General features: G+C 42.5%; 25 protein-coding genes. 12 read left to right on the top strand and 13 right to left on the bottom strand.

Annotated features, from left to right (window positions below):
* Positions 1-411: 411 nt before the first annotated feature.
* Positions 412-1632 carry a phosphoserine phosphatase SerB gene (gene serB, locus FTV11_RS02815; protein ID WP_180073345.1) on the bottom strand — a complete coding sequence of 407 codons (1221 nt, stop codon included), beginning with the start codon at positions 1630-1632 and terminating at the stop codon, positions 412-414.
* 77 nt (positions 1633-1709) lie between these two features.
* Between serB and FTV11_RS02810 the strand changes: the two genes are divergently transcribed.
* Positions 1710-2966 carry a hypothetical protein gene (locus tag FTV11_RS02810; RefSeq protein WP_168379711.1) on the top strand — a complete coding sequence of 419 codons (1257 nt, stop codon included), beginning with the start codon at positions 1710-1712 and terminating at the stop codon, positions 2964-2966.
* Between the two features lie 49 nt (positions 2967-3015).
* Here the strand turns inward: FTV11_RS02810 and ppk1 are convergent, their stop codons facing one another.
* From ppk1 to mhpT, 5 genes are all read right to left on the bottom strand, one after another.
* The gene (ppk1, locus tag FTV11_RS02805; RefSeq protein ID WP_180073344.1) at positions 3016-5079 is read right to left on the bottom strand and encodes a polyphosphate kinase 1; all 2064 of its coding nucleotides are present in this window, start codon (positions 5077-5079) and stop codon (positions 3016-3018) included.
* A gap of 207 nt (positions 5080-5286) precedes the next feature.
* The gene (locus FTV11_RS02800) at positions 5287-6255 is read right to left on the bottom strand and encodes a bile acid:sodium symporter family protein (RefSeq protein ID WP_078190620.1); all 969 of its coding nucleotides are present in this window, start codon (positions 6253-6255) and stop codon (positions 5287-5289) included.
* Positions 6256-6328: 73 nt separating this feature from the next.
* Complete coding sequence (pncA, locus tag FTV11_RS02795) at positions 6329-6979, bottom strand: bifunctional nicotinamidase/pyrazinamidase (RefSeq protein WP_180073395.1); 651 nt, start codon at positions 6977-6979, stop codon at positions 6329-6331.
* A 70-nt stretch (positions 6980-7049) separates the two neighbouring features.
* Positions 7050-7439, bottom strand: coding sequence for a hypothetical protein (locus FTV11_RS02790; protein ID WP_180073343.1), 390 nt, complete (start codon positions 7437-7439; stop codon positions 7050-7052).
* Between the two features lie 152 nt (positions 7440-7591).
* Positions 7592-8803 carry a 3-(3-hydroxy-phenyl)propionate transporter MhpT gene (mhpT, locus tag FTV11_RS02785; RefSeq protein ID WP_180004342.1) on the bottom strand — a complete coding sequence of 404 codons (1212 nt, stop codon included), beginning with the start codon at positions 8801-8803 and terminating at the stop codon, positions 7592-7594.
* A gap of 723 nt (positions 8804-9526) precedes the next feature.
* Between mhpT and dapA the strand changes: the two genes are divergently transcribed.
* Genes dapA through purC form a run of 3 tightly spaced genes read left to right on the top strand, consistent with a single transcriptional unit; the run spans position 9527 to position 11803 of the window.
* The gene (gene dapA / locus FTV11_RS02780) at positions 9527-10426 is read left to right on the top strand and encodes a 4-hydroxy-tetrahydrodipicolinate synthase (protein WP_078193262.1); all 900 of its coding nucleotides are present in this window, start codon (positions 9527-9529) and stop codon (positions 10424-10426) included.
* Between the two features lie 15 nt (positions 10427-10441).
* Positions 10442-11047, top strand: coding sequence for a lipoprotein-34 precursor (NlpB) (locus FTV11_RS02775; protein ID WP_180073342.1), 606 nt, complete (start codon positions 10442-10444; stop codon positions 11045-11047).
* Positions 11048-11083: 36 nt separating this feature from the next.
* Positions 11084-11803 carry a phosphoribosylaminoimidazolesuccinocarboxamide synthase gene (gene purC / locus FTV11_RS02770; protein WP_078190626.1) on the top strand — a complete coding sequence of 240 codons (720 nt, stop codon included), beginning with the start codon at positions 11084-11086 and terminating at the stop codon, positions 11801-11803.
* A 335-nt stretch (positions 11804-12138) separates the two neighbouring features.
* Here purC and FTV11_RS02765 read toward each other — a convergent pair whose 3' ends face one another.
* The gene (locus FTV11_RS02765) at positions 12139-13410 is read right to left on the bottom strand and encodes a replication-associated recombination protein A (protein ID WP_111885104.1); all 1272 of its coding nucleotides are present in this window, start codon (positions 13408-13410) and stop codon (positions 12139-12141) included.
* Between the two features lie 252 nt (positions 13411-13662).
* On the opposite strand from FTV11_RS02765, the gene FTV11_RS02760 reads away from it, so the two are divergent.
* Complete coding sequence (locus tag FTV11_RS02760) at positions 13663-15459, top strand: EAL domain-containing protein (protein ID WP_180073341.1); 1797 nt, start codon at positions 13663-13665, stop codon at positions 15457-15459.
* 20 nt (positions 15460-15479) lie between these two features.
* Positions 15480-15956: a DUF523 domain-containing protein gene (locus FTV11_RS02755; RefSeq protein ID WP_180004334.1), complete on the top strand. Its 477-nt coding sequence runs from the start codon at positions 15480-15482 to the stop codon at positions 15954-15956.
* 27 nt (positions 15957-15983) lie between these two features.
* On the opposite strand, the gene FTV11_RS02750 is transcribed toward FTV11_RS02755, so the two are convergent.
* Entirely contained in the window at positions 15984-16436 is a 453-nt protein-coding gene (locus tag FTV11_RS02750; protein WP_168379729.1) for a YcgN family cysteine cluster protein, read from the bottom strand.
* 167 nt (positions 16437-16603) lie between these two features.
* Here FTV11_RS02750 and FTV11_RS02745 point away from each other — a divergent pair, with 167 nt between their 5' ends.
* Entirely contained in the window at positions 16604-16762 is a 159-nt protein-coding gene (locus FTV11_RS02745; protein ID WP_005006601.1) for a DUF1328 domain-containing protein, read from the top strand.
* Positions 16763-16923: 161 nt separating this feature from the next.
* Here the strand turns inward: FTV11_RS02745 and murJ are convergent, their stop codons facing one another.
* Positions 16924-18465, bottom strand: a complete 1542-nt coding sequence (gene murJ / locus FTV11_RS02740; RefSeq protein WP_111885102.1) for a murein biosynthesis integral membrane protein MurJ — start codon at positions 18463-18465, stop codon at positions 16924-16926.
* An 86-nt stretch (positions 18466-18551) separates the two neighbouring features.
* Entirely contained in the window at positions 18552-19124 is a 573-nt protein-coding gene (gene ampD, locus FTV11_RS02735; RefSeq protein WP_180073340.1) for a 1,6-anhydro-N-acetylmuramyl-L-alanine amidase AmpD, read from the bottom strand.
* A 198-nt stretch (positions 19125-19322) separates the two neighbouring features.
* On the opposite strand from ampD, the gene nadC reads away from it, so the two are divergent.
* Positions 19323-20168, top strand: coding sequence for a carboxylating nicotinate-nucleotide diphosphorylase (nadC, locus tag FTV11_RS02730; RefSeq protein ID WP_180073339.1), 846 nt, complete (start codon positions 19323-19325; stop codon positions 20166-20168).
* Positions 20169-20172: 4 nt separating this feature from the next.
* On the opposite strand, the gene FTV11_RS02725 is transcribed toward nadC, so the two are convergent.
* Both FTV11_RS02725 and rph read right to left on the bottom strand, forming a co-directional pair.
* Positions 20173-20421, bottom strand: a complete 249-nt coding sequence (locus FTV11_RS02725; protein WP_180063054.1) for a hypothetical protein — start codon at positions 20419-20421, stop codon at positions 20173-20175.
* A 211-nt stretch (positions 20422-20632) separates the two neighbouring features.
* A complete protein-coding gene (rph, locus tag FTV11_RS02720) occupies positions 20633-21349 on the bottom strand; it encodes a ribonuclease PH (RefSeq protein ID WP_180073338.1) in 717 nt (238 codons plus the stop codon).
* A 176-nt stretch (positions 21350-21525) separates the two neighbouring features.
* Here rph and FTV11_RS02715 point away from each other — a divergent pair, with 176 nt between their 5' ends.
* Entirely contained in the window at positions 21526-22203 is a 678-nt protein-coding gene (locus tag FTV11_RS02715; RefSeq protein WP_180022311.1) for a TetR family transcriptional regulator, read from the top strand.
* Positions 22204-22263: 60 nt separating this feature from the next.
* Here FTV11_RS02715 and FTV11_RS02710 read toward each other — a convergent pair whose 3' ends face one another.
* Positions 22264-22881 (bottom strand): thiol:disulfide interchange protein DsbA/DsbL, encoded by a 618-nt coding sequence (locus FTV11_RS02710; protein WP_111885097.1) that lies wholly within the window; start codon positions 22879-22881, stop codon positions 22264-22266.
* Between the two features lie 182 nt (positions 22882-23063).
* On the opposite strand from FTV11_RS02710, the gene ubiG reads away from it, so the two are divergent.
* Genes ubiG through FTV11_RS02695 form a run of 3 tightly spaced genes read left to right on the top strand, consistent with a single transcriptional unit; the run spans position 23064 to position 25258 of the window.
* A complete protein-coding gene (gene ubiG / locus FTV11_RS02705) occupies positions 23064-23774 on the top strand; it encodes a bifunctional 2-polyprenyl-6-hydroxyphenol methylase/3-demethylubiquinol 3-O-methyltransferase UbiG (protein ID WP_078190637.1) in 711 nt (236 codons plus the stop codon).
* Entirely contained in the window at positions 23774-24472 is a 699-nt protein-coding gene (locus FTV11_RS02700; RefSeq protein WP_180073337.1) for an HAD family hydrolase, read from the top strand. Before ubiG ends, FTV11_RS02700 begins: the two co-directional genes overlap by 1 nt.
* 36 nt (positions 24473-24508) lie before the next feature.
* Entirely contained in the window at positions 24509-25258 is a 750-nt protein-coding gene (locus tag FTV11_RS02695; RefSeq protein ID WP_180022987.1) for a YciK family oxidoreductase, read from the top strand.
* Positions 25259-25351 lie beyond the last annotated feature (93 nt).

Raw genomic sequence — 25351 nt, 5'->3', positions numbered from 1 at the left:
AACCTCCGTCATTTGACAGCTGACATCTCTTGTCTTACAGGATGCTGAGCCGTCTCACTACTGTATCTTCAGTAAATAGATTTGGTCGATCTCAATCTCTTGCAAGCATTATGCTGAGTTTTTTGCATAAAAAAAGTCTCGTTTTTTGTCCATGCGACACACCTTGTCGCAACATTATTTTGTCATTACATTTTTTCTTTTTAAAGAATTTCTAGAACAATGATGGCATCTCGTTTCGAGTGTCATTACAAAAAAAACAGCTGATTTTAGGCTAAAAAAATTAATTTTTCGAATGCTGTTAATCGTTGTTTTTATCGACAATTTTCTTCTACCGTTCATCGGATGAGCTGAATTCTTGGCATAAAAAAACGCAGCCTTTTGGCTACGTTTTTTAGTATGACTTAAATGGTTTTAAGCACGATTTAAATCTTTATCGTGCACACCAAGCAGGTAAAGAACACCATCTAAACCCACACTTGAAATGGCTTGATTGGCATTTTGACGCACCAAAGGTTTCGCACGGAAGGCAACGCCTAAGCCAGCTAAAGACAACATTGGCAAGTCATTCGCACCATCACCGACTGCAATGGCTTGTTCTAATGAAATCTCCATTTCTTCAGCGATTTGAGTCAATAAGAAGGCTTTGCGGGCACCATCCACAATATGGCCTTTCACTTCACCGGTTACCGCGCCATCTTGGACGTCCAGTACATTGGCATGGACTTCATCGATACCCAGTTTTGCTTGTAGATATTCAGCAAAATACTGAAAACCACCTGACAAAATAGCCGTGCGATAACCCAATGATTTAAGCGTTGAAATGAGACGTTCCGCACCTTCTGTGACAGTCAGACGTTCTGCAATTTTAGGCAATACCGAAGCATCCATACCTTTGAGCAGTGCCACACGTGCACGGAAACTTTGTTGGAAATCGAGTTCACCTTGCATAGCACGTTCAGTGATTTCAGCCACTTGAGCGCCGACACCCGCTTCAATCGCCAATTCGTCAATCACTTCTTGCTCAATCAGCGTTGAGTCCATATCAAAGCAGACTAAACGACGATTACGACGGTAAGCATTGTCCTCTTGAACGGCAACATCTACCCCTAGTTCGGTAGATAGACGTAAACATGCTGCACGCATCGCAGTGGCATCCAACATCTGGCCTTTTAAACCAAATTGAACGCAGGCACGGCGTGGACCTTCGCTTGATCCATCTAATTCTGGACGGCCAGATAAACGAGTCACAGTTTCAATATTGAAGCCTTGGCTCGACACAATATTTGTAACTGCCTGTAAATGAGACGCCTGTAATTCTGGCGCAAGTGCCGTAACGATATAGCGTGTGCGGCCTCCCTCATTTACCCATTGTTGATATTCTGTTGTAGAGATTGGTTTAAAGCGCACAGTTAAGCCAATATCATGTGCTAAAATCAACATCTCCTTCATGGCTAATGCTGTCGCAGTCTGGTCTTCCGACGAAACAACAATACCTAAAGTCAGCTGATTGTGGATGACTGCTTGTCCGACATCTAAAATCTGTAAGGAATGTGCGGACAAAACCTGCATTAATCGTGTAAATTGATTAGGTTGGTCAGGTCCTAAAAGTGATATAAGAATGATTTCTCGCATGAATTGACTCGGGTCTGAGCTACAACTAATGTAAGAATCATAATCTAAATTGAATAGAATTGCCTTGGAAGTTTACGTTGAATGCGCCTAGACAAGGGCTATTTGCTAGCCTATTAGTAGTTTGTTTTGCTTTGCATACCTTTTTATTGGTATTGGCAACAACCCACCAACTGAACGAAAACCGTGCCAGTCAGGGACAACTGATGACCAGTCAATTGGTTACAGACAGCCTATCTGAGCTTGAGCCGGCCAATACCGTATCATTAGCCTTACTTGCTGACCGCTATGCAACCAACCCGAGCGTGGCTTCCATCCGCATTTTAAATGCCAATAATCAAGTTTTGGCCACAGGCGGTTTGACCAAAACCCGTGACGGTGAAATCTTTGTTCGAGATGCGCTGCAAAACGAAAAGAAAGTTGGAACGGTTGAAATCACCTTAATTAAACCAAGTATTGGTGAAATCTTACGTACGCAATGGGCCGCGATTCTATTTTCATTATTCCTACATGGCTTGTTGTGGTTAGCGTATCGTGCCATTGCTCGCCCTAGTCGTACTGAATATTTAGCGCGAATCAACAATGAATCACGTCTAAAACATGAAATTCAAACGCTAGCGCAGGCTTTAGAACAAGAAAAACATAATGCCGCTCTGGCGATTGCTCAAGCGCAGCAAAATGCGCAAGCCAAAGCAAAACAGCATAAAGACATGAAACCAGTGGTTCTCGACAGCAACAGCTTGGCATTAAATATTCAATTTTATGATCCGAAACAGCTGCTCGATAGCGTCAACAAAACCGTGTCTGTGCCGTATTTTAATCTCTGCCAAATTTTCTTGAATAAAACCACAGAACTCTGTGTTCAACATTATAAATTGAACAGTTCTGACATCAGTACAGTGCATAAGTTTGATGAACATGGCGCAACCATCAGCATGACCGCTGACACTCCAGATGCGCTGCGTTGCCTCACCATGATCAGCTCAGTATTCCAATTGCTTTCAGATGTTTTATATAAACGCTACCGTGAAGAAAAACGTTTCGTTTTACAAACCCGTAGTGCGATTTCAAGCTCTGTCGAAGCCATGCAATTGTCTTCTGTACAAGCGGCTGAGCGTTTAGTCCAACAATTGGTTGCCAAAGAAAGTGCCATTCATGTGCCGACAACTTTGCTCAAAGAGATTTCAGATCATTTCCAATTGGTGAGCTTGCCAAATCCGACCAATGTGCTCACTCGTCATGCATTTATGCTCAATGGGATGGACAGTGATGCTGCTGAATTGGCTCAAAACTTCAGAACTGAAATTTTAAAATCCAAACAGTCAAAAGCCTCGTAAAGGTTTGAGCGAAATCAAAAATCCCGACTTAAGTCGGGATTTTTTTGTCTTAAACGGTCGAAATTTTCTGTGCAATCAAATATTTTTGCGCGTTATGCAGCTCGTCACCTGCTTCAACCACGACTCTCTCCCATTGCCCATTCGACTGCATTTCCCATGCATTTTGATTATCGTCCAAATAGTTAAGTAAACCATCTTTCATAATGCGTTTTTTCAAACGGCTTTCTAAAATGGGAAAACAGGTTTCGACCCGTGAAAATAAGTTACGTCCCATCCAATCGGCACTGGCACAGTACAATCGTTTTTCGCCTGCATGCTCAAAATAATACACTCGAGTATGCTCTAAGAAGCGTCCGACGATGGATCTCACATGAATATTCTCAGACATACCTTTGACCTGAGGAATCAAACAACAAATCGAACGGATAATTAAATCTACACGTACCCCTGCTTGCGATGCACGATACAAAGCAGCAATCAGTTGCGGTTCCGTAAGTGCATTGACCTTCACAATAATTCGTGCGTATTTTCCCGCTTGTGCAGCAACAATTTCCTGTTCAATTAGTTTCAATAATTCAGTATGCAGGGTAAATGGTGCATGCAATAAAGCTTTCAGCTTCGCCATCTTGCCCATACCGGTCAGTTCCTGAAACATACGATGCACATCCTCGCAAATATCGGGATGCGTCGTCATCAAGCCATAATCGGTATACATCCGCGCATTGCCTGCGTGATAATTACCTGTTCCCAAATGGGCGTAGCGTAGCAGCTGATTATTTTCACGGCGTACAATCAAAATCATCTTGGCATGGGTTTTATAGCCCACGATGCCATACACCACGACAGCCCCAGCTTCTTGCAATATATTGGCCACAGTAATATTGGATTCTTCATCAAACCGCGCCCGAAGTTCGATAACTGCGGTTACTTCCTTGCCGTTGCGAGCAGCCTCCGCCAAAACTTGTACGATGTCCGAATCTGGCCCACTGCGATAGAGCGTCTGCTTAATGGCTAAAACCTGAGGATCTTTTGCAGCTTCACGTAATAGGTTAATGACCGGTTGAAAGGAGTCAAACGGATGATGTAACAACACATCTTGTGTTTTTAATACATCAAAAATCGCGGTTTGTTTACGAAAAACTTTAGGAATAATCGGTGTATAGACCGGATATTTCAGTTCAGGTCGATTAAAACTGGCACTGAGACGCGATAAATTGATCGGGCCGTCAATGCGATAGAGCTCCTGCTCACTCAAATCAAATTCATCTAACAAATAATCAATAATACTTTGCGGACAATCATCTTCAATTTCTAAGCGAACTGCCCGACCAAATCGCCGCGAAGACAATTCATCTTTTAATGCCACCGCCAAGTCATCCACATCTTCAGCCAGAACCAAATCCGCGTTGCGTGTCACTCGAAAGGCATAACAGCCTGTCGCTTTCATCCCCGGGAATAAATCATTAATGTGTTGCTGAATAATGGCGGTCAGGAAAATTTGTGTCTCTGCACTGCCTTCAACCTCGGCGGGCATTTTGATTAAACGCGGCAATGAGCGTGGCGCAGGCACAATTGCCATTTCAATGGCACGACCAAAGGCATCTTTGCCTTCTAGACTCACAATAAAGTTGAGGCTTTTATTGACCAAGCGTGGAAACGGATGCGATGGATCTAAGCTAATCGGCGTTAAGACCGGTTGAACTTCTTTACTAAAATAATGGCTAATCCACGCCCGATGTTTTTCTAAAATATCTTTAAATTGAATAAAACGAATGCCTTCACTTTGTAGTGCAGACAATACAGCATGATTGAGGGTTTGGTATTGCTGTGCAACCGTGTCATGAATCACTTGGGACAGTTCATCTAAGACCACTTCAGTCGGAATGGCATCTGGCGTCCGTGCAATCGCATTCAAATCTCGTTGTTTCATCAGCCCAGCAATGCGAATTTCAAAGAATTCATCTAAATTGCGTGAAAAAATGATGAGAAAATTCAAGCGTTCAAGTAACGGTAAACTTGAATCGAGTGCCTGAGCCAAGACCCGCCGATTAAAATCTAAAAGTGACAATTCACGATTATAATAGGTCTCTGATGAATGCTGAAAATGTTGCATACCCTCTCAATGCTGTTTGAAACAGTCTATATCTAAAGTGGTTGCCGGCATGTTAGGCAGCGGATATGACACTTATGTTACAAATAGCATTAATCAATTAAAAAAGCATGCAATTCTCTAAAACCGTATTCATCAAATCGTAAAATTTATTTTCGACATCAAAAAAAGAGGGACATTGCCCTCTATTTTACTGAATTGTTTTTTTGTTTATTGCACAGGCTTGTCTTGTTCCGATGCTTTGGGCTCACTCGTCCGTGCTGCCCAATAGGTTGCCAGTGCAGGACCCGAGATATTGTGCCACAAACTAAAAATCGCACTCGGCACAGCGGTCAGAGGTGAAGCGGCAAAATGGGTGGCCGCCAATGCCACACCCAGACCTGAGTTTTGCATCCCGACTTCAATTGACACTGCTTTACAGTCTGCATAGGGCAATTTAAATAGTCGGCTGGCCCAAAAACCCAATAGATAGCCCAAGCCATTATGTAAGGCCACTACCCCAAGAATCAGTAAACCTGATTGCAAAATCTGTGTTCGGCTACCCGCAATGATGGCCGCCACAATCGCCACAATTGCCACAACAGAAACCAATGGCATGACCTGTATATAAGCATCCACTCGATGCTTAAAGACAGTTCGAATCATTAACCCCACAATGATCGGAAATAAAACCACTTGTAAAATTGAAACCAACATCGATGCCGCATTAATTTCAATCCATTGGCTTGCCAGCAAATAGAAAATCGCAGGGGTTAAAACCGGTGCGAGTAATGTCGAAACAGAGGTACAGGCAACAGATAATGCGGTATTGCCTTTTGCCATATAGGTGATGACATTAGAAGCCGTTCCACCCGGACAGCAACCGACAAGAATGACCCCGATCGCGATCTCTGTCGGCAGTTGTAATAATTTACACAAGAAAAAAGCCAATCCCGGCATCACAATAAACTGTGCCAAAACCCCGATCATCACAGCTTTAGGGCTTTGCAATACACTTTTAAAATCTTGCAGTGTCATGGTCATGCCCATACCCAACATAATGATGCCTAGCATCCATGGGATATATGCTTTTAACCAAACAAATACATCGGGAAAAAACATGGCGAGCGCTGCAAACAGCACCACCCAAATCGCAAATGTTTTCTGCACAAATTGAGTGAATTTTAAGAAAGCCGACATAGGCATCTTCCATTTAAATACAGGGACAAAAAAAGGCACACCCTTGTGCCTTTTCTCAACTGAGCCCACTGGGTCATGCCAAAGATAATGCCTGTGCATGCTGCTGCACAATATCTTTCAGGTAAATACGCTTCACCCCATTCGCCAACATGTCTTGCCATGCATGCTGTAAAGAACCCTGTAAATCGATCCCTTTGGTCAAATCAGCAATCACAAAAGTTTCAAAACCAAGCTTACGTGCATCCATTGCCGTCCATGCAACACAGAAATCCGTGGCAATGCCCACCACAAAGACTGTATCAATACCACGTTCGCGCAAATAGCCCGCCAAACCTGTTGAAGTTTTCTGATCTGCTTCCATAAAAGCAGAGTAGCTGTCAATATGCTGATGAAAACCTTTACGGATAATTAGCTGCGCCGTTGGTAAATTTAAATCAGGATGCAATTCGGCATCCTGTGTGCCGTGTACACAATGCGTCGGCCACAATACTTGCGTTCCATAATTCAGCTCTATGCTGTCATAAGGTACATGCTCAGGATGATTTTCAGCAAAAGAGATATGGTCGGCTGGATGCCAATCTTGAGTCAGCACAATATTCGTAAAGTATTGCCCCAGTTGATTAATCCCTGGAATAATTTGATCGGCATTGGCAACAGCCAACTGACCGCCTGGGGTAAAACCATTTTGTACATCAACCACAATCAGCGCTGTATTTTTTTGCATATCTCTCCATCCGTTGTCATGCATTTTCGGCGACTCTACTGATTCGCTCATATTTTAAAAGCCTTAGTATTCAGTCCTGTGCGTAAAAATAAAATGACTGTCCTTCCTGACAATACCGATACTTGGGCAAATGCTCAACCAAACGTTGTGCAAAGCGTGGGTAAATACGGGCTTTTCGCTGAGTCGAAGCATGAAAATAAAAATATCGCGGTTGATGTTGAAAGATATATTTTAATAAATGGCTGCGTGTCTGTTGCATGACCTCAAACGCATTAATATTTTCAGCAACATCTTCTAGGGTAGGTTCATCGGCAAAGGCCAACCACGCATTTTGTCTCGGATGTTGGCGATTTCTTTGAAATACAGGTTTGAGTTCCAAGATAAATTCGTATTGATGTAGATACAAACTGAATTCACGTTGATCAACTTTAAAAATTGCGACCAGTTTTCTTGCTGACATAGCCCCTCTACGTTGATTTTTTGTTTTCTCTTTCTGCTGTATTTTTACATAAAATACATTTATTTATATTGGTTTAGAGCATTAGTGCGACTTCTATTGTCGCCATAAAAAAAGCCCGCATGATGCGGGCTTTTTTTGATATAACATGTTTCTTATGATGGAATACGACGTACCAATAACAACATAAATATTGCAGAGATTGCGATACATGGAATTGCCGCGGTAATCACCCCTGCCGCACCAAAACCTGCTGCCAATAACTGACCAGCAATTGCAGGGCCTAACATTGCACCGACACGACCAACGGCTGAAGCTACACCAACACCCGTACCACGTAACTGTGTCGGATACACGATACCACCGAAGGCATACAATACACCTTGGCAACCAATCACGAATGCACCGACTAAAGCTGACGCCATGTACATTTGAGTCAATGAACCTGCACCATTCAGCGCAAATAGACCTGCCAAAATACCGCCGTACATCAAAATGATCACATAAGCTTTCTTCCAACGATCAGTCAACATACCTAAAATGATCGTACCAATGGTTGCACTCACCATGAAGTAGAACTGCGCAGTTGCACCATCTTTACGAGTGAAACCGAGTTCGGTGAACAACGACGGTAACCAGCTCAACATGATGTACACCACCATCAAGGTGAAGAAGTAGCTCACCCAAATTGAGAAAGTACGTAAACGGTTTTCTGTGTTAAAGAGGTTTTTGAAAGCACCTTGTTGCACTTCGCCATTGGCGGTCGCTTGAACCGCTTGATCTTTGGCTTTCAAGAATTCACGCGATTCGGGCAGGAACCAAATCATCAATGGAATCACAACAATCGGTAATAAACCGCCTAAATAGAAAATATTTTTCCAGTTTGCACCGAAGTCCGTCATTGCGACCAATGATAAGATTGCCGCACCCACAGGCATACCACAGTACATCAAACCGACTGCACGACCACGATTTTGTGGCGTTACCGCTTCAGATGCCAAGGTAATTAAAATTGGCATTGCTGCACCTAAACCTGCACCTGCAAGAAAACGTACAGCGAGTAAGCTATGGAAGCTATTTACCCATACCGTACATAAGGTAAAGATGGCGAACATCCCCGTAGACCAAATTAATACTTTTTTACGGCCCATTCGGTCTGCAATCCGACCACCCACCAAAGCACCAGGTAATAATCCTAAAATACCGGCACTAAAAAACACCCCTAGCTGCGAGCTATCCAGCCCGAAATATTCACGAATCCCTGCTGCTGCAATACCTGCAGCCTGAATATCCAGACCTTCGATTACGGCAATAAGGAAGCAGATTGCTACCGTGACAATAGCATGCTTATTATCTGACTTTTCCATTGGAGAATCCTTGTTGTCATCAGCGTTCAAATTAAGTCGCATCATCGCTGAGCCTTATAAAGGATATAACTACCAATAAGTTGAAGCCTTTCGTCCAAAATTGGATTACGTGCATGGTGTAATAGTTTTTGTGCTTTAAGTCACAAAGTCGTAAAAACAATTAAAAATTTAAAATAAAAAAATATGAATCGTGCAATGAACAGTCAAATCAAGCGATCTTTTTAAACACTCATAAAAACATGTCTATTTCTATTAGATATAAAAAAGATTATTACCCAAGTTTTTAACAATCATTTGTAATAAAACCCGAGCGAATTGATATAGTTTTTAAATCTTTAGTCATTGTTATTTAATCTTAAATTCTGATTAAAAAGCACGGAATACACATAGATCAACCTTTTGCTGATGATTTAATCAATCCCATCAACCATGCCAACCCTCTCGATTGAATAAAACATTTTCAAGATTCAGCCCCTGCTGAACAATTTTCAGGCTGCAAAAAAACCGCTATTTTACACTTGATTGTTTTAAGTTTGATTTGTATAAAGAATTTTATGGCTTTGACCAAAGCATATTGTTCTTATGCGTTTGATCAGTCATAATTTGCGTAAGCATTATTCAATTTGGGTATAGCCCAATGAACATGCTACAAATCAAAATTCGAAACCATCCAGAAATCAATATTTCATCTTGTCGGATGGACAAATAGGATAGCTTTTCAAAATGACTCAGCAAGCTCAGACCATTCAAGGTTCAATTGTCGCAATCGTCACCCCAATGTTTGAAGATGGCAGCGTAGATTGGAAGAGCCTCGAGAAGCTGGTTGAGTGGCATATAAAGCAAGGCACCAATAGTATTGTTGCTGTAGGGACTACAGGTGAAGCTTCTACCTTGAGCATGGCCGAACACACTCAGGTGATCAAAGAAATCATCCGTGTGGCGAACAAACGCATTCCAATTATTGCCGGCACAGGTGCAAACTCAACCCACGAAGCGATTGAACTCACCAAAGAAGCCAAAGAGTTAGGTGCAGATGCGGCATTATTAGTTACACCATACTATAACAAACCTACCCAAGAAGGCCTGTATCAACACTACAAAGCGATTGCTGAAGCTGTTGATTTACCTCAAATTTTATACAATGTACCTGGCCGAACCGGTGTAGACATGCACAACGACACCGTGATCCGTCTTGCTGATATTCCACAAATCGTGGGCATTAAAGACGCCACTGGCGATGTTCCTCGTGGTCAAGAACTCATTGAAGGCCTTAAAGGCAAAGATATGGTGGTGTACTCAGGTGATGATGCAACGGCTTATCAGTTAATGGGTTTAGGTGCTAAGGGCAACATTTCGGTTACTGCGAACGTGGCGCCAAAAGAAATGAGCGAAGTGTGTGCAAGCGCTTTGGCGGGTGACGCAGTCCAAGCCGAGCAACAAAACAATACTGTTGCAAATTTACATCAAATTTTATTTTGCGAATCGAACCCAATTCCTGTGAAATGGGCACTTCATGAGATGAACCTGATTGAAACAGGCATTCGCTTACCATTAACACCCCTTGCAGAACAATATCGCACTCCGCTTCGTGAAGCACTCATCACTGCGGGCGTTATCAAATAAAGAAGAGCAAACATCATGCAATTACGTTTAGGACTTAGCCTGGCACTTTCAGTGTTTACATTAGCCGGTTGTAGTTCACTTGCCTTTAATAATGGCACACTGGACTATAAACAAACCACAGATGTTGAACCACTGAAATACCCTGAAGGGTCGATGGTTCGTCCTGCAACGCCTTTGTATCCTGCTCCATCTGTTGACCCACTAGCAATTGAGCATGCACCAAAGCTTGAAAATAAGCGCGGCAATCGCTATGCCCTTCCGCGTCCAGCCGCGGAAAAAAATAATGTCGTTGCTAATTCCTCAACAGACAGTACAAATATTAGCCGTCCTCAACTATTGGTGGATGGAAATCAAAATCCGCTGATCAAAGTTGAAGGAAATTCTGCTACAATTTGGCAATACACACTTGCTACCCTCAGCAGCCTTAACCATACCATTGTTGGTCAGAGCAAAAACCGTTACGAAGTAACCGTCAAGGTCGATCAGCAGACCTATGTCTTAAGACTTTCTTCTGTAGGTTCAAGCAATAACATCGCTGTGTTCAATGCCGATAACAGTTTTGCAGACAAAGAAAAAGCTGCAGATCTGTTAGCTCAGATTTACCAAAATTGGCCAGCCTAGTCGTACTAGGCATTTTTTCTCGAAAAAGGTTCCCTCATGTTAAAACAAACCTTGCTCTATACTGGTAAAGCGAAATCTGTTTATGAAACAGATAGTTCTGACCACCTCATCCTAGTTTTCCGTGACGATGCTTCTGCATTCAACGGTGAAAAAATTGAACAACTGGATCGCAAAGGTAAGGTGAACAACCGTTTTAACGCCTTTATCATGGAGAAATTGGCTGCGGCTGGTATCGAAACTCATTTCGAAAAACTTCTTTCTCCAACTGAAGTTTTAGTGAAAAAATTAACCATGGTTCCTGTAGAGTGCGTAATTCGTAACTATGCAGCAGGTTCACTTTGCCGTCGTTTAGGCGTTGAAGAAGGTAAAGAACTTACTCCGCCAACTTTCGAATTGTTCTTCAAAGACGATGCGTTAGGCGACCCAATGGTGAATGAATCACAAGCGATTGCATTAGGTTGGGCGACTGCAGAACAACTCGCTCAAATGAAAGAATTGACTTATAAAGTAAACGAAGTACTTAAAGGTCTATTCGATGCAGGCAACATGCTGCTTGTTGACTTTAAACTTGAATTTGGCGTGTTCCACGACCGTATCGTATTGGGTGACGAATTCTCTCCAGACGGCTGCCGTCTATGGGACAAAGACACTAAGAAAAAACTCGACAAAGACCGTTTCCGTCAAGGTTTAGGCGGTGTGGTTGAAGCGTATGAAGAAGTTGCTGCACGTTTAGGTATCGACCTTTCTGATATCTAAGTCGTTCATCGATTTGAAAAACCGAGCTCTTTAGCTCGGTTTTTTAATGAAATATTACTCGATTAATCCATGATCGAAAAAACAAATGTTAACCATAAAAATCCTCTGTTTCACATTTACCCAAGTTCACACTAAGATAGCTACATACCAGGCAGCACTAGGATCTATAAGTTTCCAATGTGTATACCGACCAGATTTTCCATCTACCCTCTAGGATGTATCTCCCCAAAGACATCCTATTTTTTCAGCCCAGCTCGCCTTGAGTTGGGCTTTTTTTTGCATGAAATAGACATAAAAAAGGGCGCCGAAGCGCCTTGCCATTATGATCATTCAAATCATTGTTGCTGTTGTTGCATCCAACGTCGTTGCTGCAAACGCTCACCTTCAACTTCACGTTTATTACGTGCAGACTCATACAGCTTAGTGCCTTTCAGTTCAGGCGGCATATAATCCTGCATGACAAAATGCTCAGGATAATTATGTGGATATAAATAGTCCACGCCATAGCCTTGCTCTTTCATCAATTTGGTTGGTGCATTTCTCAAATGTAGTGGCACAGGTAGATTCGAGGTTTTTTCTGCCAAATCTAAGGCTTTGTTGATGGCCAAATAAGTGCTGTTACTTTTAGCACTGGTTGCCAAATACACCGCACATTGCCCCAAAATGATTCGACACTCAGGCATACCAATTGCCTGCACAGATCGGAAACATTCTCCAGCCAACAGTAAAGCATTTGGATTTGAGTTGCCAATATCTTCAGATGCCGCAATCAACATACGACGGGCAATAAAAACAGGATCTTCACCACCTTTGAGCATTCGAGCCATCCAATACAAAGCGGCATCTGGATCACTGCCTCGAATCGACTTAATAAAAGCCGAAACTAAATCATAATGCTGTTCGCCCGATTTGTCATAGCGTGCAATATTTTGCTGCGCAACTTTGACCACCACCGCATTGTTAATGATATTTTCTAAGTCTGGCTCAAACGTACTGGCGATTAAATCTAAAAGATTTAATGCTTTACGAGCATCACCTGCGGCAAATTGAAATAAAGCTTCATATTCTTCGATTTGAATATAACGCTCTTTTAAAAACGAATCTTGCTGAATCGCTTGATCCAATAAGCGCTGAATTGCGTCATTATCCAGAGCATTTAAGGTATAGACCTGACAACGCGACAATAAGGCATTGTTGACTTCAAATGAGGGATTTTCTGTGGTTGCACCAATCAGGGTAATTTTGCCCTTTTCGACAGCATTCAGTAAGGCATCTTGTTGTGACTTATTAAAACGATGAATTTCATCAATAAACACCACAGGTGTCAGTAAATCTCCACCATCGGCGATGATTTCACGTAATTCTTTCACCCCAGTATTAAGCGCAGATAAACTAATAAATGGTCGGTCAACAGCCTGCGCTAACAACAATGCAATCGTGGTTTTACCTACACCCGGTGGTCCCCAAAAAATAATCGATGGTAAATGCCCTTGGTCAATCATCTGACGTAACGGTGCATCTTCACCCAAAAGGTGATCTTGTCCAATAATTTGAGATAAATCATGAGGACGCATGCGTTCAGGAAGAGGAATTTGGCTGTCTGACATCTTATTATTTCGTTTCCGGCAATTGGGGACGTTTTTTCTATTCTAACACTGCCTTGGCAGAATCTTTGCTTTATTCGATATTCAATTTAAGAGGCTGGTTTGATGTCATTATTTAAGTATCTTGCATGTAAAAATCCTTAGGCGAATGTTAACTATAATGTAACAAGAGATCTTATCCCTTATCGATCAAATTAAAGTATGATCGGCTAGATATCCCATTTTTAGCTTGCCTGACCCAATTGGACAGATTGTATGAAGCAATCATTAAAGCAAAAGCAAATACCTCAAGTTCAACAAGGCATTGATCTATCTATATATTCATTTCAACAAATGCCTCAAGCCAAGAATATACAATTACAACATACCCAATGTGCAGAATTACGCGAAAAACTCGACAGCCGTAATCAAATGTTAGATGCCAGTGTCGACTGTATTAAATTATTAAGCCTAGACGGTCATATTCTGCATATGAACCGCGCTGGTTGCTTAGCTCTCGGTGTGTCGCCGACTGAAACTGAGTTTGGTATGTCATGGCACAAATTATTGCCTGAAGAAGTCCGCGACGCGTGTCTGAATGCTTTTGCAGAAGCCAAACAAGGAAAAACTTCTCGCTTTGTCGGCATGAGCCAAGTGGCCGATGAACCCATGGCTTATTGGGATAACATGCTCAGCCCAGTATTCAATGAATATGGTCAAGTCAAAGAAATTCTCTGTGTCTCCCGTGATATTACGGTACAGCGACTGGCGGAAAATAAACTCCAACGGATCATTGAACAGGATGATTTAACAGGTTTATTAAACCGCCGTGCGTTTAGTCGAGTCTTTAAAAGTCACTTAAGAGTGGCACGAGAACATCAGCAACAACTGGGTTTGTTATTGATCGATCTGGATTATTTTAAGCATATTAATGACACCTTAGGGCATAGTGCTGGAGACCATTTACTGCATACCCTTGGACAGCGTTTTCAGCACTGTTTTGATGCAAATATCGTGGTTTCACGCTTAGGTGGCGATGAATTTGCCATTTCTATTCCGAACTTAAAATCGCAACAACAATTAACAGATATTGCCAGCATCGCCTGTCAGCAAATGGATATGCCGATTTTCTATAATGGACAAAGCATCAATATAGGTATGAGTATTGGCTGTGCGATCTACCCACGCGATGCACAAAATTCCTCGAATTTACTTAAATGCGCAGATATTGCACTGAATGATTTAAAAGGCAGTGGTCGTGGTGGGGTGCGAATGTTCAACCACACCATGTTTAAAATTCTTGAAAACACCACTCGCCAATTAACGCTAGCCCGCAGCCTGATTAAGTCCAATCAAATTATTCCGTTTTATCAACCCAAAGTTCGCCTTTCTGACAGTCAAGTGGTCGGCTTTGAAGCTTTGCTGCGTTGGTACGATAAAGACCAACAATTACAATTACCTTCTCAAATTTTTGCTGCATTTCAAGATTATGAATTGGCTTCACGCATTAGTGAAACGATGCAAATTAAAATCTTTCAAGATATTCAAAAATGGATTGAACTCGGACTTCAACCGCTACCAATTTCAATAAATGCAGCCCCTGTCGAATTTTTACGTGATGATTATGCGGAAAAACTACTGAATCGCTTAAAGCAGTTTGGTATTTCACCTGACATTATTGAAGTCGAAATTACCGAGCAAAGCCTGTCAGAACGTGGCTCAAATTATGTGATTCGCGCTCTCCATTTATTAAAAGAGCATGGCATACACATTTCTTTAGATGATTTTGGTACAGGTCATTCATCATTAACACGTTTGAGTAATTACCCTGTCGACTGTATTAAGATAGACCGTAATTTTGTGGAACGCATGCATATCGACTGTTCAGCACTTGCCATTGTCAAAGCGATTACCCAAATTGGTGCGAGTGTTTCCCTGAATATATTAGTCGAAGGTATAGAGAAACCGGAACAGGTCGATACCTTAAAAGAATGTAATTGTCATACTGGACAAGGTTTTTACTTTTATCGTCCGCTCAGTTATGACCATGCGATGGAACTTTTGAGTCACTAAAACTTGTGGAGCAAGACATGATGACACTGAAGTATTTAGTCAGTGCCTGTCTGGCAGGCCAACCCGTTCGTTATGATGCCAAATCAAATACACAACAAGCAATTTGCCAACTGATGCAGACTCACCAAGTCATTACGGCCTGCCCAGAAATGATGGGCGGCCTGAGCTGTCCACGTTTTCCTGCAGAAATTCAAAATGGTCAAGCCACTGATGTGCTCAATGGTACAGCCCAAGTCAAAGATGTCTTGGGCACAGATGTCAGTGCTGAATTTATCGCGGGTGCCCACCGCATGTTGGAATTGGCCCAATTGCATAAGGTTGATGTGGTGGTCTTAAAAGATCGTAGCCCGTCGTGCGGCAGTCATTATATTTATGATGGCACCTTTACGCGTACAAAAATTGAAGGCTATGGAGTAACCACAGCACTCCTCAAACAGCATGGTTTTCAGGTTCTGTCAGAACAAGACTTTCTGGCCATGATACAAGATCAACTCTAGCCCCAAGATAGAGCGTATCTATGTCCTTTAGCGTACCCAACGCACAATATAATCTTCAATATCATCAGGGTTGACGTCTTCTTCACTGATGCAACGCCCTGCGGCAGACTTTCGTGCCTTCAAAATACTGTCACGACTTCCCGTCACGAGATGATGCCAACGCGGTAAATCTTTACCTTCAGAAATTCTACGATAAGCACAGCTCGGCGGTAGCCAATGAAATTGGTGAATTTGTTCAGGTGTCAGCTGTATGCAGTCTGCAACATGTGATTTGCGATTTGGATAATCGGAACAACTGGCAGTTTCACAATCTAAAAGTTTGCATGCCACTTTGGTGTATGCCACCTCTTGCGTATCTTCATCTTCAAGCTTGATTAAACAACACAGCCCGCAACCATCACAGAGGGACTCCCACTCCAAATGAGTGAGTTCAGTCAAAGCATGCTTTTTCCAAAAATGTGGGCGTAGAGTATCGGTCATCTTCTCGCTCGCAACGAAGGTGGCAGGCATATTAACTGAACCCGCACATAAATTCCTTGTTTAAGTTACCGAATATTGAACATTAAATAAACAAAAGAATACATAGCATGCTTTCTGTGACTCCTATACTGATGAGACAGAATAAAAAATCACATGGAGATAAAACTATGTTCCGCTGGGCTATTATTTTCGCTGTAATTGCATTGATTGCGAGTCTGCTAGGTTTTGGTGGTGTGGCAGGCTTATCCAAAGACTTTGCTGTTATTCTTTTGGTTATTGCAGTCATTCTCGCAATTGTTGGTTTCCTCTCTCGAGGAAAAGTTTAGGCGACGGATTGTATGTCGTTTTAAACTACAAATTACCCCCTTAGACTCATGGATAAGAAACGTAGGTTTTTATCATCTTGAGTCTCAATCAAAAAAATAAGAGCCTATGGGCTCTTATTTTTTACATCAACGTCAAACGCATTACGCTGTAGGTTTTAGCTTTAAGGTTTTAAGTGACGAGGTCTAAAGCCGGTTGCAATTAAAGCAATCCCATAAGCAGCAATGCCAATCACACATAAGATGATCACTTCCGCGACACGCATCCACGCAGATACATCACCGTTGTACCATGTTAAGCCATACCACAGTGCAGCAATCATCACAGCATTGGCAATCGCAAACTGAATCACCAATTTTTTCCAATGCGCACCAAAACGGAAAATATTGCGCTTATGTAAATAAAAATACAGCATCCCTGCATTCACTAAAGCGGAACCCGATGATGCCAATGCCAAAGCCATATGCTCGGCATGCCAATCAATCAGTTTAAAGAACCCAATAAACACCACGTTAAGAATGGCATTGGCTGCGACCGCCATTAAACCTACACGTACTGGAGTTTTTGTATCTTGCTGCGCATAAAACCCTGGTGCAAACACTTTGATGAGCATGAATGAAATCACACCAGCACTCATACATTGCAATGCTAATGCAGTCATTTGTGTATCTTCAAAGCTAAATTGACCACGTTCAAATAAGGCCTGAATAATAGGTGTCGAAAGCATGAACAGCGCAATACTAGCAGGCACACCCACCAAGATAATGACTTTAGCCGCCCAATCAATCATACGGCGGAATTTGTCCTGATCCTGTTCAGCATGGCGTGCAGACAATGACGGTAAAATCACGGTACCAATGGCCACCCCAATCAAACCTAAAGGCAGCTCGGTCATACGTTCAGCACTATACAGCCATGATACTGAACCATCTTGCATGAAAGACGCCCAAATGGTGTTCAACAGTAGGTTGATCTGCGTCACTGAGACACCAAACAGCGCTGGCAGCATCAACTTCATGATGCGATCAACACCTTCATGTTTGAAGTCAACTTTCGGTGGAATCAGTAATTTTTTACGCCATAGCTCTGGAATCTGAATCGCCAATTGTAAGAAGCCTGCCGCGACAACAGACCAACCTAAAGCCATAATTGGCTCGGCCATATAAGGGGTTAACCATAGCGCACCGGCAATCATCGCGACATTAAGTAACACTGGAGCGAACGCAGGTGTACTGAATGAGCCATAACTATTCAAAATACTGCTGGCAAATGCCGTTAAGGACATAAACAGTAAGTAAGGAATCGTTAGGCGGAACATATCGGTAGCTAACGCAAACTTGTCTGCATCACCATGGAAACCCGGTGCATAGATATAAATAATCGCGGGTGCCGCCACCATTGCGATGAACGTCAAGCTAGTCATCACCAGACCTAAACAGCCAAAAACACGGCTAATCAGAATCTGGACTTCGGCATGGGTTCGACTGGTTTTATATTCAGTTAATACAGGAATAAAGGCTTGCGAAAATGCCCCTTCTGCGAATAAGCGCCTAAAAAAGTTAGGAATACGAAAGGCAACCACGAAGGTATCGAAGTCTTTACCTGCACCAAATACATTTAACAGGACAATATCCCGTACCAGTCCCAATACACGGGACAACATAGTCATTGCACTGACAATGACTGTCGAACGCCAAAGCGCCATCGGTATTTCTCACTTTTGAAAGTGCGCCTATTGTAATGAAACTCGTCAAGGAATTTCATTGGTTTATTAAACGCAGTATGTATTGTTTATTTGTTTTTAAAATGATGCAGCTGTTGACGAAAAGCGTTCCACTCAAAAAATGAACCCGGATCAGTTTTACGTCCCGGTGCAATATCTGAATGCCCTGCAATATGTTGTTGAATTTTAGGATAAGCCTGTTGTAAACACGCCACGACCTCGGTCAGCACGGCATATTGTGCAGGTTCGAAAGGCAAGTCATCACTGCCCTCCAGCTCAATCCCAATCGAATAATCATTACATTCTTTTTGTGCTAAATAGGTAGAACGCCCTGCATGCCAAGCACGATCGTTAAAATTCACAAATTGCAGTACTTCACCTGTACGCAAGATCAATAAATGGGTAGAAACCTCCATACCTTCAATGGTTTGAAAATAAGGATGTTTCGACCAATCCAACTGATTTTGGAAAAATTGTTCGATATAACCACCGCCGAACTGAGAAGGTGGCAAACTAATATTATGAATGACGACAAGCTGAATTTCGGTATCTGCGGGACGCTGGTTAAAATTCGGTGATGGAATTTGACGCGCACCTAGCAATTGCCCATCCTGCACCTGAAATGTTGTTGCTTGTGACATAAAAAAATCCTGTGTCTAAGCCGGCCTGCAATGCTGCAGATCAAAACGCCGAGCCCTACTTGAAAGGTTTAATGCTAAAACTTTCACATTGAAATCTCAATTCAAGTCTGTGAAAGGAGTTAAAAATCGCTCATTTTTAAGGAACAATGCTAATATAACGCGCACATTTTCCTGGGTTAAAAAGATACGGAACTTCTTATGAGCATATCGCAATCTTTGCTTGAACAATCAATCCAAATCAATATTCAACACGCACTACAAGAAGATATTGGCGAAGGCGATATTACAGCCCTGTTAACTCCAGAAGACGAACAAGCCACTGCAACGATTATCAGCCGTGAAGAGATGATCTTGGCGGGTCAGCCTTGGGTTAATGCACTCATTCAGGCTTACGATGCCGCTGTCCAAGTCACTTGGTTGAAACATGATGGTGACCGTGTTGCCGCAGGCGAAGCCTTTTTAAAACTCGCAGGTTCTGCGCGTAGTTTACTCACGGTTGAGCGTCCAGCCTTAAATTTTATACAAACATTATCTGCAGTAGCGACTAAAACTGCTGCCTATGTCCAGCAGCTTGAAGGTTTGAATACTCGTTTACTCGATACCCGTAAAACCTTACCAGGCCTACGTATTGCACAAAAATATGCAGTTGCTGTCGGAGGTGGTCAAAACCATCGCTTAGGTTTATTTGATGCGTTTTTAATTAAAGAAAATCACATCATGGCAGCAGGTGGCATTAGCCAAGCTATTGCTAAAGCGCATACCATTGCTCCGGGTAAACCTGTGGAAGTTGAAGTCGAAACTTGGGATGAACTCAACCAAGCGTTAGAAGCAGGTGCGGATATTGTGATGTTGGATAACTTTAGTCAGCAACAAATGATTGATGCCGTTAAACACGTCAATGGTCGCTGCAAACTTGAAGCCTCAGGCAATATCACTATTGCAAACTTACGTGAAGTGGCAACGACAGGGGTCGATTATATTTCGATGGGTGTGCTCACCAAAGATGTCACAGCGATTGATTTATCTATGCGCTTTAATGCCTAACGCTCTAGACTTGCTCTAAACATAAATAAAGGGTGCTATTGCACCCTTTTTGATGCTTAACCTCTAGCATGACGTAATCATCATCTTGCTGTTGTTTAGCTCGTTCAGTTTCATCTTCATGTTCAGAGTCCTTTTCATGCTCCGCATCGTCTTCATGCTGCTCGCGCTCATCTTGATCATCGTCATGATCTTTTGAGTTTTCACTTTGTTCAGAAAAACGACCACCTTCACGCTCTTGAACCTGATTTCCCAAAAATCACAACCACTGATCAAAAATACGCTGAATAAAGAAAAATGCATCATCCAATTTTTCATTTTTAGTCCTTCAAAGCATCCTGATTCTATTAATTTGAGTCAAAGACACGTTACTTAAAAGCCGATTCATGTTGGATTTTCTATATTCAGCGCATAAAAAACGCATCCGAAGATGCGTTCTTTATTCAGTTTGAACTGAATCAAACAACTTACCAGCCTAAAGCTTCTTGTTGTTTTTTGATCAATTCTTGAATGCCTTTTTCAGCCAATTCAAGCATTTCATTACACTGTGTACGTGTAAATGGTTTGTCTTCTGCTGTGCCTTGAAGTTCAATGAACTCACCTGCTTGTGTCATGACCACATTTAAGTCAGTTTGGCAGTTTGAATCTTCTTCATAGCAAAGATCAAGTAATGCTTCATCTTGATACATACCTACAGAAACAGCTGCAACTAAGCCTTTAAGCGGATCTTGTTTGATTTTTTTATTTTCAAGCAAGACATTCATCGCATCGACCAAAGCAACAGCTGCACCTGTGATTGATGCTGTGCGTGTACCGCCATCTGCTTGAATCACATCACAGTCGATGCTAATGGTATTTTCACCCAATTTTTTCAAATCAACCATGGCACGTAAGCTACGACCGATCAAACGTTGGATTTCTTGTGTACGACCACTTTGTTTACCACGTGCCGCTTCACGGTCAGTACGTGTATGTGTTGAACGAGGTAACATGCCATATTCAGCAGTCACCCAACCCTGACCTTTTCCTTTAAGGAAACGCGGCACTGAGTTGTCGACACTTGCAGTACAAAGAACTTTTGTATGACCAAATTCAACCAATACAGAACCTTCCGCATAACGTGTGTAGTTACGGGTAATTTTTACTTCACGTAATTGATCTAATGCTCGTTGGTCGATACGCATAATGAGTCCTTAATCTGACAAAATTGATTGCGGCACATTATAACAGAAGGTACAGCCAGATTCGGGACGCATTCGTGTGCATTTACAAAATCCATTCATCCAAGTTTTGATAGGCCCATCGTACGACATCAGGAAATTTGTTAGACTGAAGCCACGCAAAATTCAGGACGAATTGCATGTCGATACGGGAAGAACGTAAGCAACAAAGTCGTAAAGCCATCCTTGATGCAGCGCTTGCATTGAGTACCACAGGCCGTTCTTTCAGTAGTCTGAGCTTACGCGAAATTTCCCGTCATGTTGGCTTGGTCCCCGCTGCATTTTATCGTCATTTTCAGGACATGGACGAACTCGGTTTGGAACTGGTCGACCAAATGGCCCTGCACCTTCGTAATGTACTCAATCAACTGAGTCAGCAATGCTTTCAAGCACCCGATGCACGTACACGACAGAGTCTGGATTATTTATTTCATGCCGTTGAGCAATTTCCTGAGGCATGGATGTTTCTCATTGCAGAGCGTTGGGGTGGTTCAGCTTCCTTAAGACAAGCCATTACACGTGAATTTAATTTTCTCAGTACTGATTTGGCCCATGCACTGGCTCAAGTTGAAGCGACTCAACACATTCAATCCGAACAAGACCTCAAAGTATTGGGACAAATTTTGTTTGAATTGGCCTTAAGTTGGGCAATGCAGTGGATTGACTTACATCGACATATTGACCTTCCACAACGTACGGATGCGCTACAACAATTTCGCCGCCAAGCTCAGACTCAAGTTCAGCTCTTATTTCGTGGCATCTTACATTGGGATCGATCTTTGGCTCAAATCGCTGATCCGCAAAATTTATCGACCTAAAACGCAAAATGTACCGTCATAAAAAAAGCCGCATCGAGTGCGGCTTTTTTATGACATCTGTTATTTCGCTTTGCGTTCTTTATCAACAAGGAATTTCACGATTTCAACGGTACGTGCATCTTCACCTTGTACGATGTATTTACCATTGACGGTAATCGCAGGCACGCCGCTCAATTGATATTGAGCCGCTAAGCTTTTCGCTTGAGCAATTTTTGAAGACACAGCAAATGATTTAAATGTGCTGTTAAATTTCGCTTCAGGAACACCATAACGGGTGTAGAACTTAGCAAATGCGCCTTGTTCTAAGATATTTTTTTGACCCACATGAATGTCATGGAACAATTGTAAATGTGCTTTTTGACGAACACCCAGTGCTTCCGATGCATAGTAAGCACGCGCGCCTTGTTCCCAAAGTGGATTCATTGCTGCAGGTGTACGGACAAAACGTACATCTTTAGGCAATTGCTTTAACCACGTTTGCATATGCGGTTCTAATGTAAAACAATGTGGGCAGCCATACCAAAAGAACTCACGGACTTCGATTTTACCCGGACGTTCGACTTTAATCGGTTTTGGAATAACTGTGTAATCAGTCCCCGCGACAAATTGCGCTGCCATCGCACTGCCAGAAAAAGCCAAAATAGCTGTTGTAATCGTGCCTAAAAGGAATTTTTTCATTGAACTTATCGTCCTCAAAATCATTATGATTAGTTTATGGCAACACTATAAATCAAATCTGTCGATTTCGTTTTCATTCTGTGAACTTTTTTAAGGCTTTTATCGCTTTTTTTTCAGGACGCGCTACACTAACTCCCATAAACTTTTTTCTAAAATATAAAGACTTGATTGAGGTGCAACCGATGTCGCAATTGAATGTTGATCCACAAGAAATTGCCAAATTTGAAGCTTTCGCAGCCATATGGTGGGATCAGCATTCTGAGTTCCGCCCTTTGCACATGATTAATCCCCTGCGTTTGAACTGGATTGATGAGCATTCAAATGGTATCACTGGCAAGAAAGTATTAGATGTGGGCTGTGGCGGCGGTATTTTAGCTGAAAGCATGGCACGTCGCGGTGCGCAAGTATTGGGTATCGACATGGGCGAAGCGCCGTTGAATGTTGCACGCTTACATGCCGAACAAGAAAATGTACAAAATATTGAATATCGCCAAGTACCTGTAGAGCAATTGGCAGAAGAGCAAGCAGGTCAATATGACGTCGTCACCTGTATGGAAATGCTCGAACACGTACCCGATCCAGCTTCGATCATTTTAGCCTGTCAAAAGCTGGTAAAACCGGGTGGTCATGTGTTCTTCTCGACCATTAACCGTAATCCTAAAGCCTATTTGTTTGCGATTATTGGTGCGGAATATGTTTTACGCATGTTGGCGAAAGGCACTCATGATTATTCCAAGTTTATTAAACCTTCAGAATTAGCTCATGATATTCGTCAAGCCGAGTTAAAACTCAAAGATATGACAGGTTTACATTATAACCCGATTACCAAACGCTATTGGCTCGCACCGAATGTGGATGTGAACTACATGGTTCATACGGTGAAAGAAGCCTAATGAAAGCTGTACTCTTTGATCTTGACGGTACACTGATTGATACCGCGGCTGATTTTATTCGTATTATTCAAGACATGTGCCGTGACAAAGACATTGCGGTGGTCAGTGCTGACGACATTCGTGTACAGGTATCTGAAGGCGCGCGTGCCATGGTCAAACTGGTCTATCCAGAGTTAGACGTTGAAGATCCTGTCTTTCTGGCACATCGTCAACGCTTTTTAGATCTGTATGGTGCTGATATTGCAGTTGATACCGATCTGTTTGAAGGCATGTATCCACTACTCGCAGAGTTAGAACAACATCAAATTCCGTGGGGCATTGTCACCAATAAGCCGCGTTCACTCAGTGAAGCGTTGCTCAAAGCGTTGAATTTAACTGAACGCTGCTCGGTATTGGTTTGCCCAGACGATGTCAGTAAAACCAAGCCAGACCCAGAGCCGATGTATTTAGCAGCCAAGCACATTCATCTAGATGCTCAAGACTGTATCTATGTCGGTGATCATCCACGTGATATCGATGCCGGTCGTAATGCGCAGATGTACACAATTCTTGCGGCTTATGGCTATTTACCTTTACAGCACAAAGATGACTTAACAGCTTGGCATGCAGATTGTATAGTGAAGACTGTTGCTGAATTGCATGAAGTCATTCATGATTTGGTCATCAAACCGAAAACGCTAAACACAGCGACTTTATAACGATAGAACACAACACAATAAAACGAGGAGGTACGGATGAAATATTCAGAATATCAACCTCGCCCCGATCTGCTCAAAGATCGCATTATCCTGATTACAGGTGCGGGCGATGGTATTGGGCGTGCGGCTGCCCTCAGCTATGCCTTACATGGCGCAACCGTGGTTTTACATGGACGCACACTGAATAAACTAGAAGTGATTTACGATGAAATTGAAGGATTGGGTGCCCCCCAACCGGCGATTTTACCGCTACAACTGTCTAGTGCCTCTCCTCGTGACTATGAGCTATTGGTCGACACCTTAGAAAAGCAATTTGGTCGCCTAGACGGCATTTTGCATAATGCAGGGATCTTGGGTGAGCGAACTGAACTAGAACATTATCCTGTGGATGTTTGGGATGATGTCATGGCGGTGAACCTTCGTGCGCCCTTTGTACTGACTCAAGAGCTGATGCCCCTACTGCAAAAATCTGAGCATGCCTCAGTGGTCTTTGCCAGTTCAGGTGTGGGGCGTGAAGCCCGTGAACGTTGGGGCGCGTACTCGGTTTCAAAAATTGCCATTGAAGCGGTCAGCACTTTATTCGCAAAAGAAAATGTACATCCGAATATTCGCTTCAACTGCATTAACCCAGGGGCAACACGTACTGCCATGCGTGCAAAGGCGTATCCAGACGAAGATCCAAAAACTTTGCCTACGCCTGAAAGCATTATGCCTGCATATTTATATTTAATGGGTGACGACAGCTTGCATTTAACCGGTGCCAGCATAGATGCCCAAGATGAATAGGGTGAAAACCCAATTTAAAAAGGAAGCGCGAGCTTCCTTTTTTATGTATTGAATGCCTACAAGACATCATTAACCGACTGATTTCGCGGTGTC

It is taken from the genome of Acinetobacter sp. YH12231, from assembly GCF_013417755.1.
GTDB lineage: Bacteria > Pseudomonadota > Gammaproteobacteria > Pseudomonadales > Moraxellaceae > Acinetobacter > Acinetobacter amyesii.
This window is presented reverse-complemented; position numbering and strand designations above follow the sequence as displayed.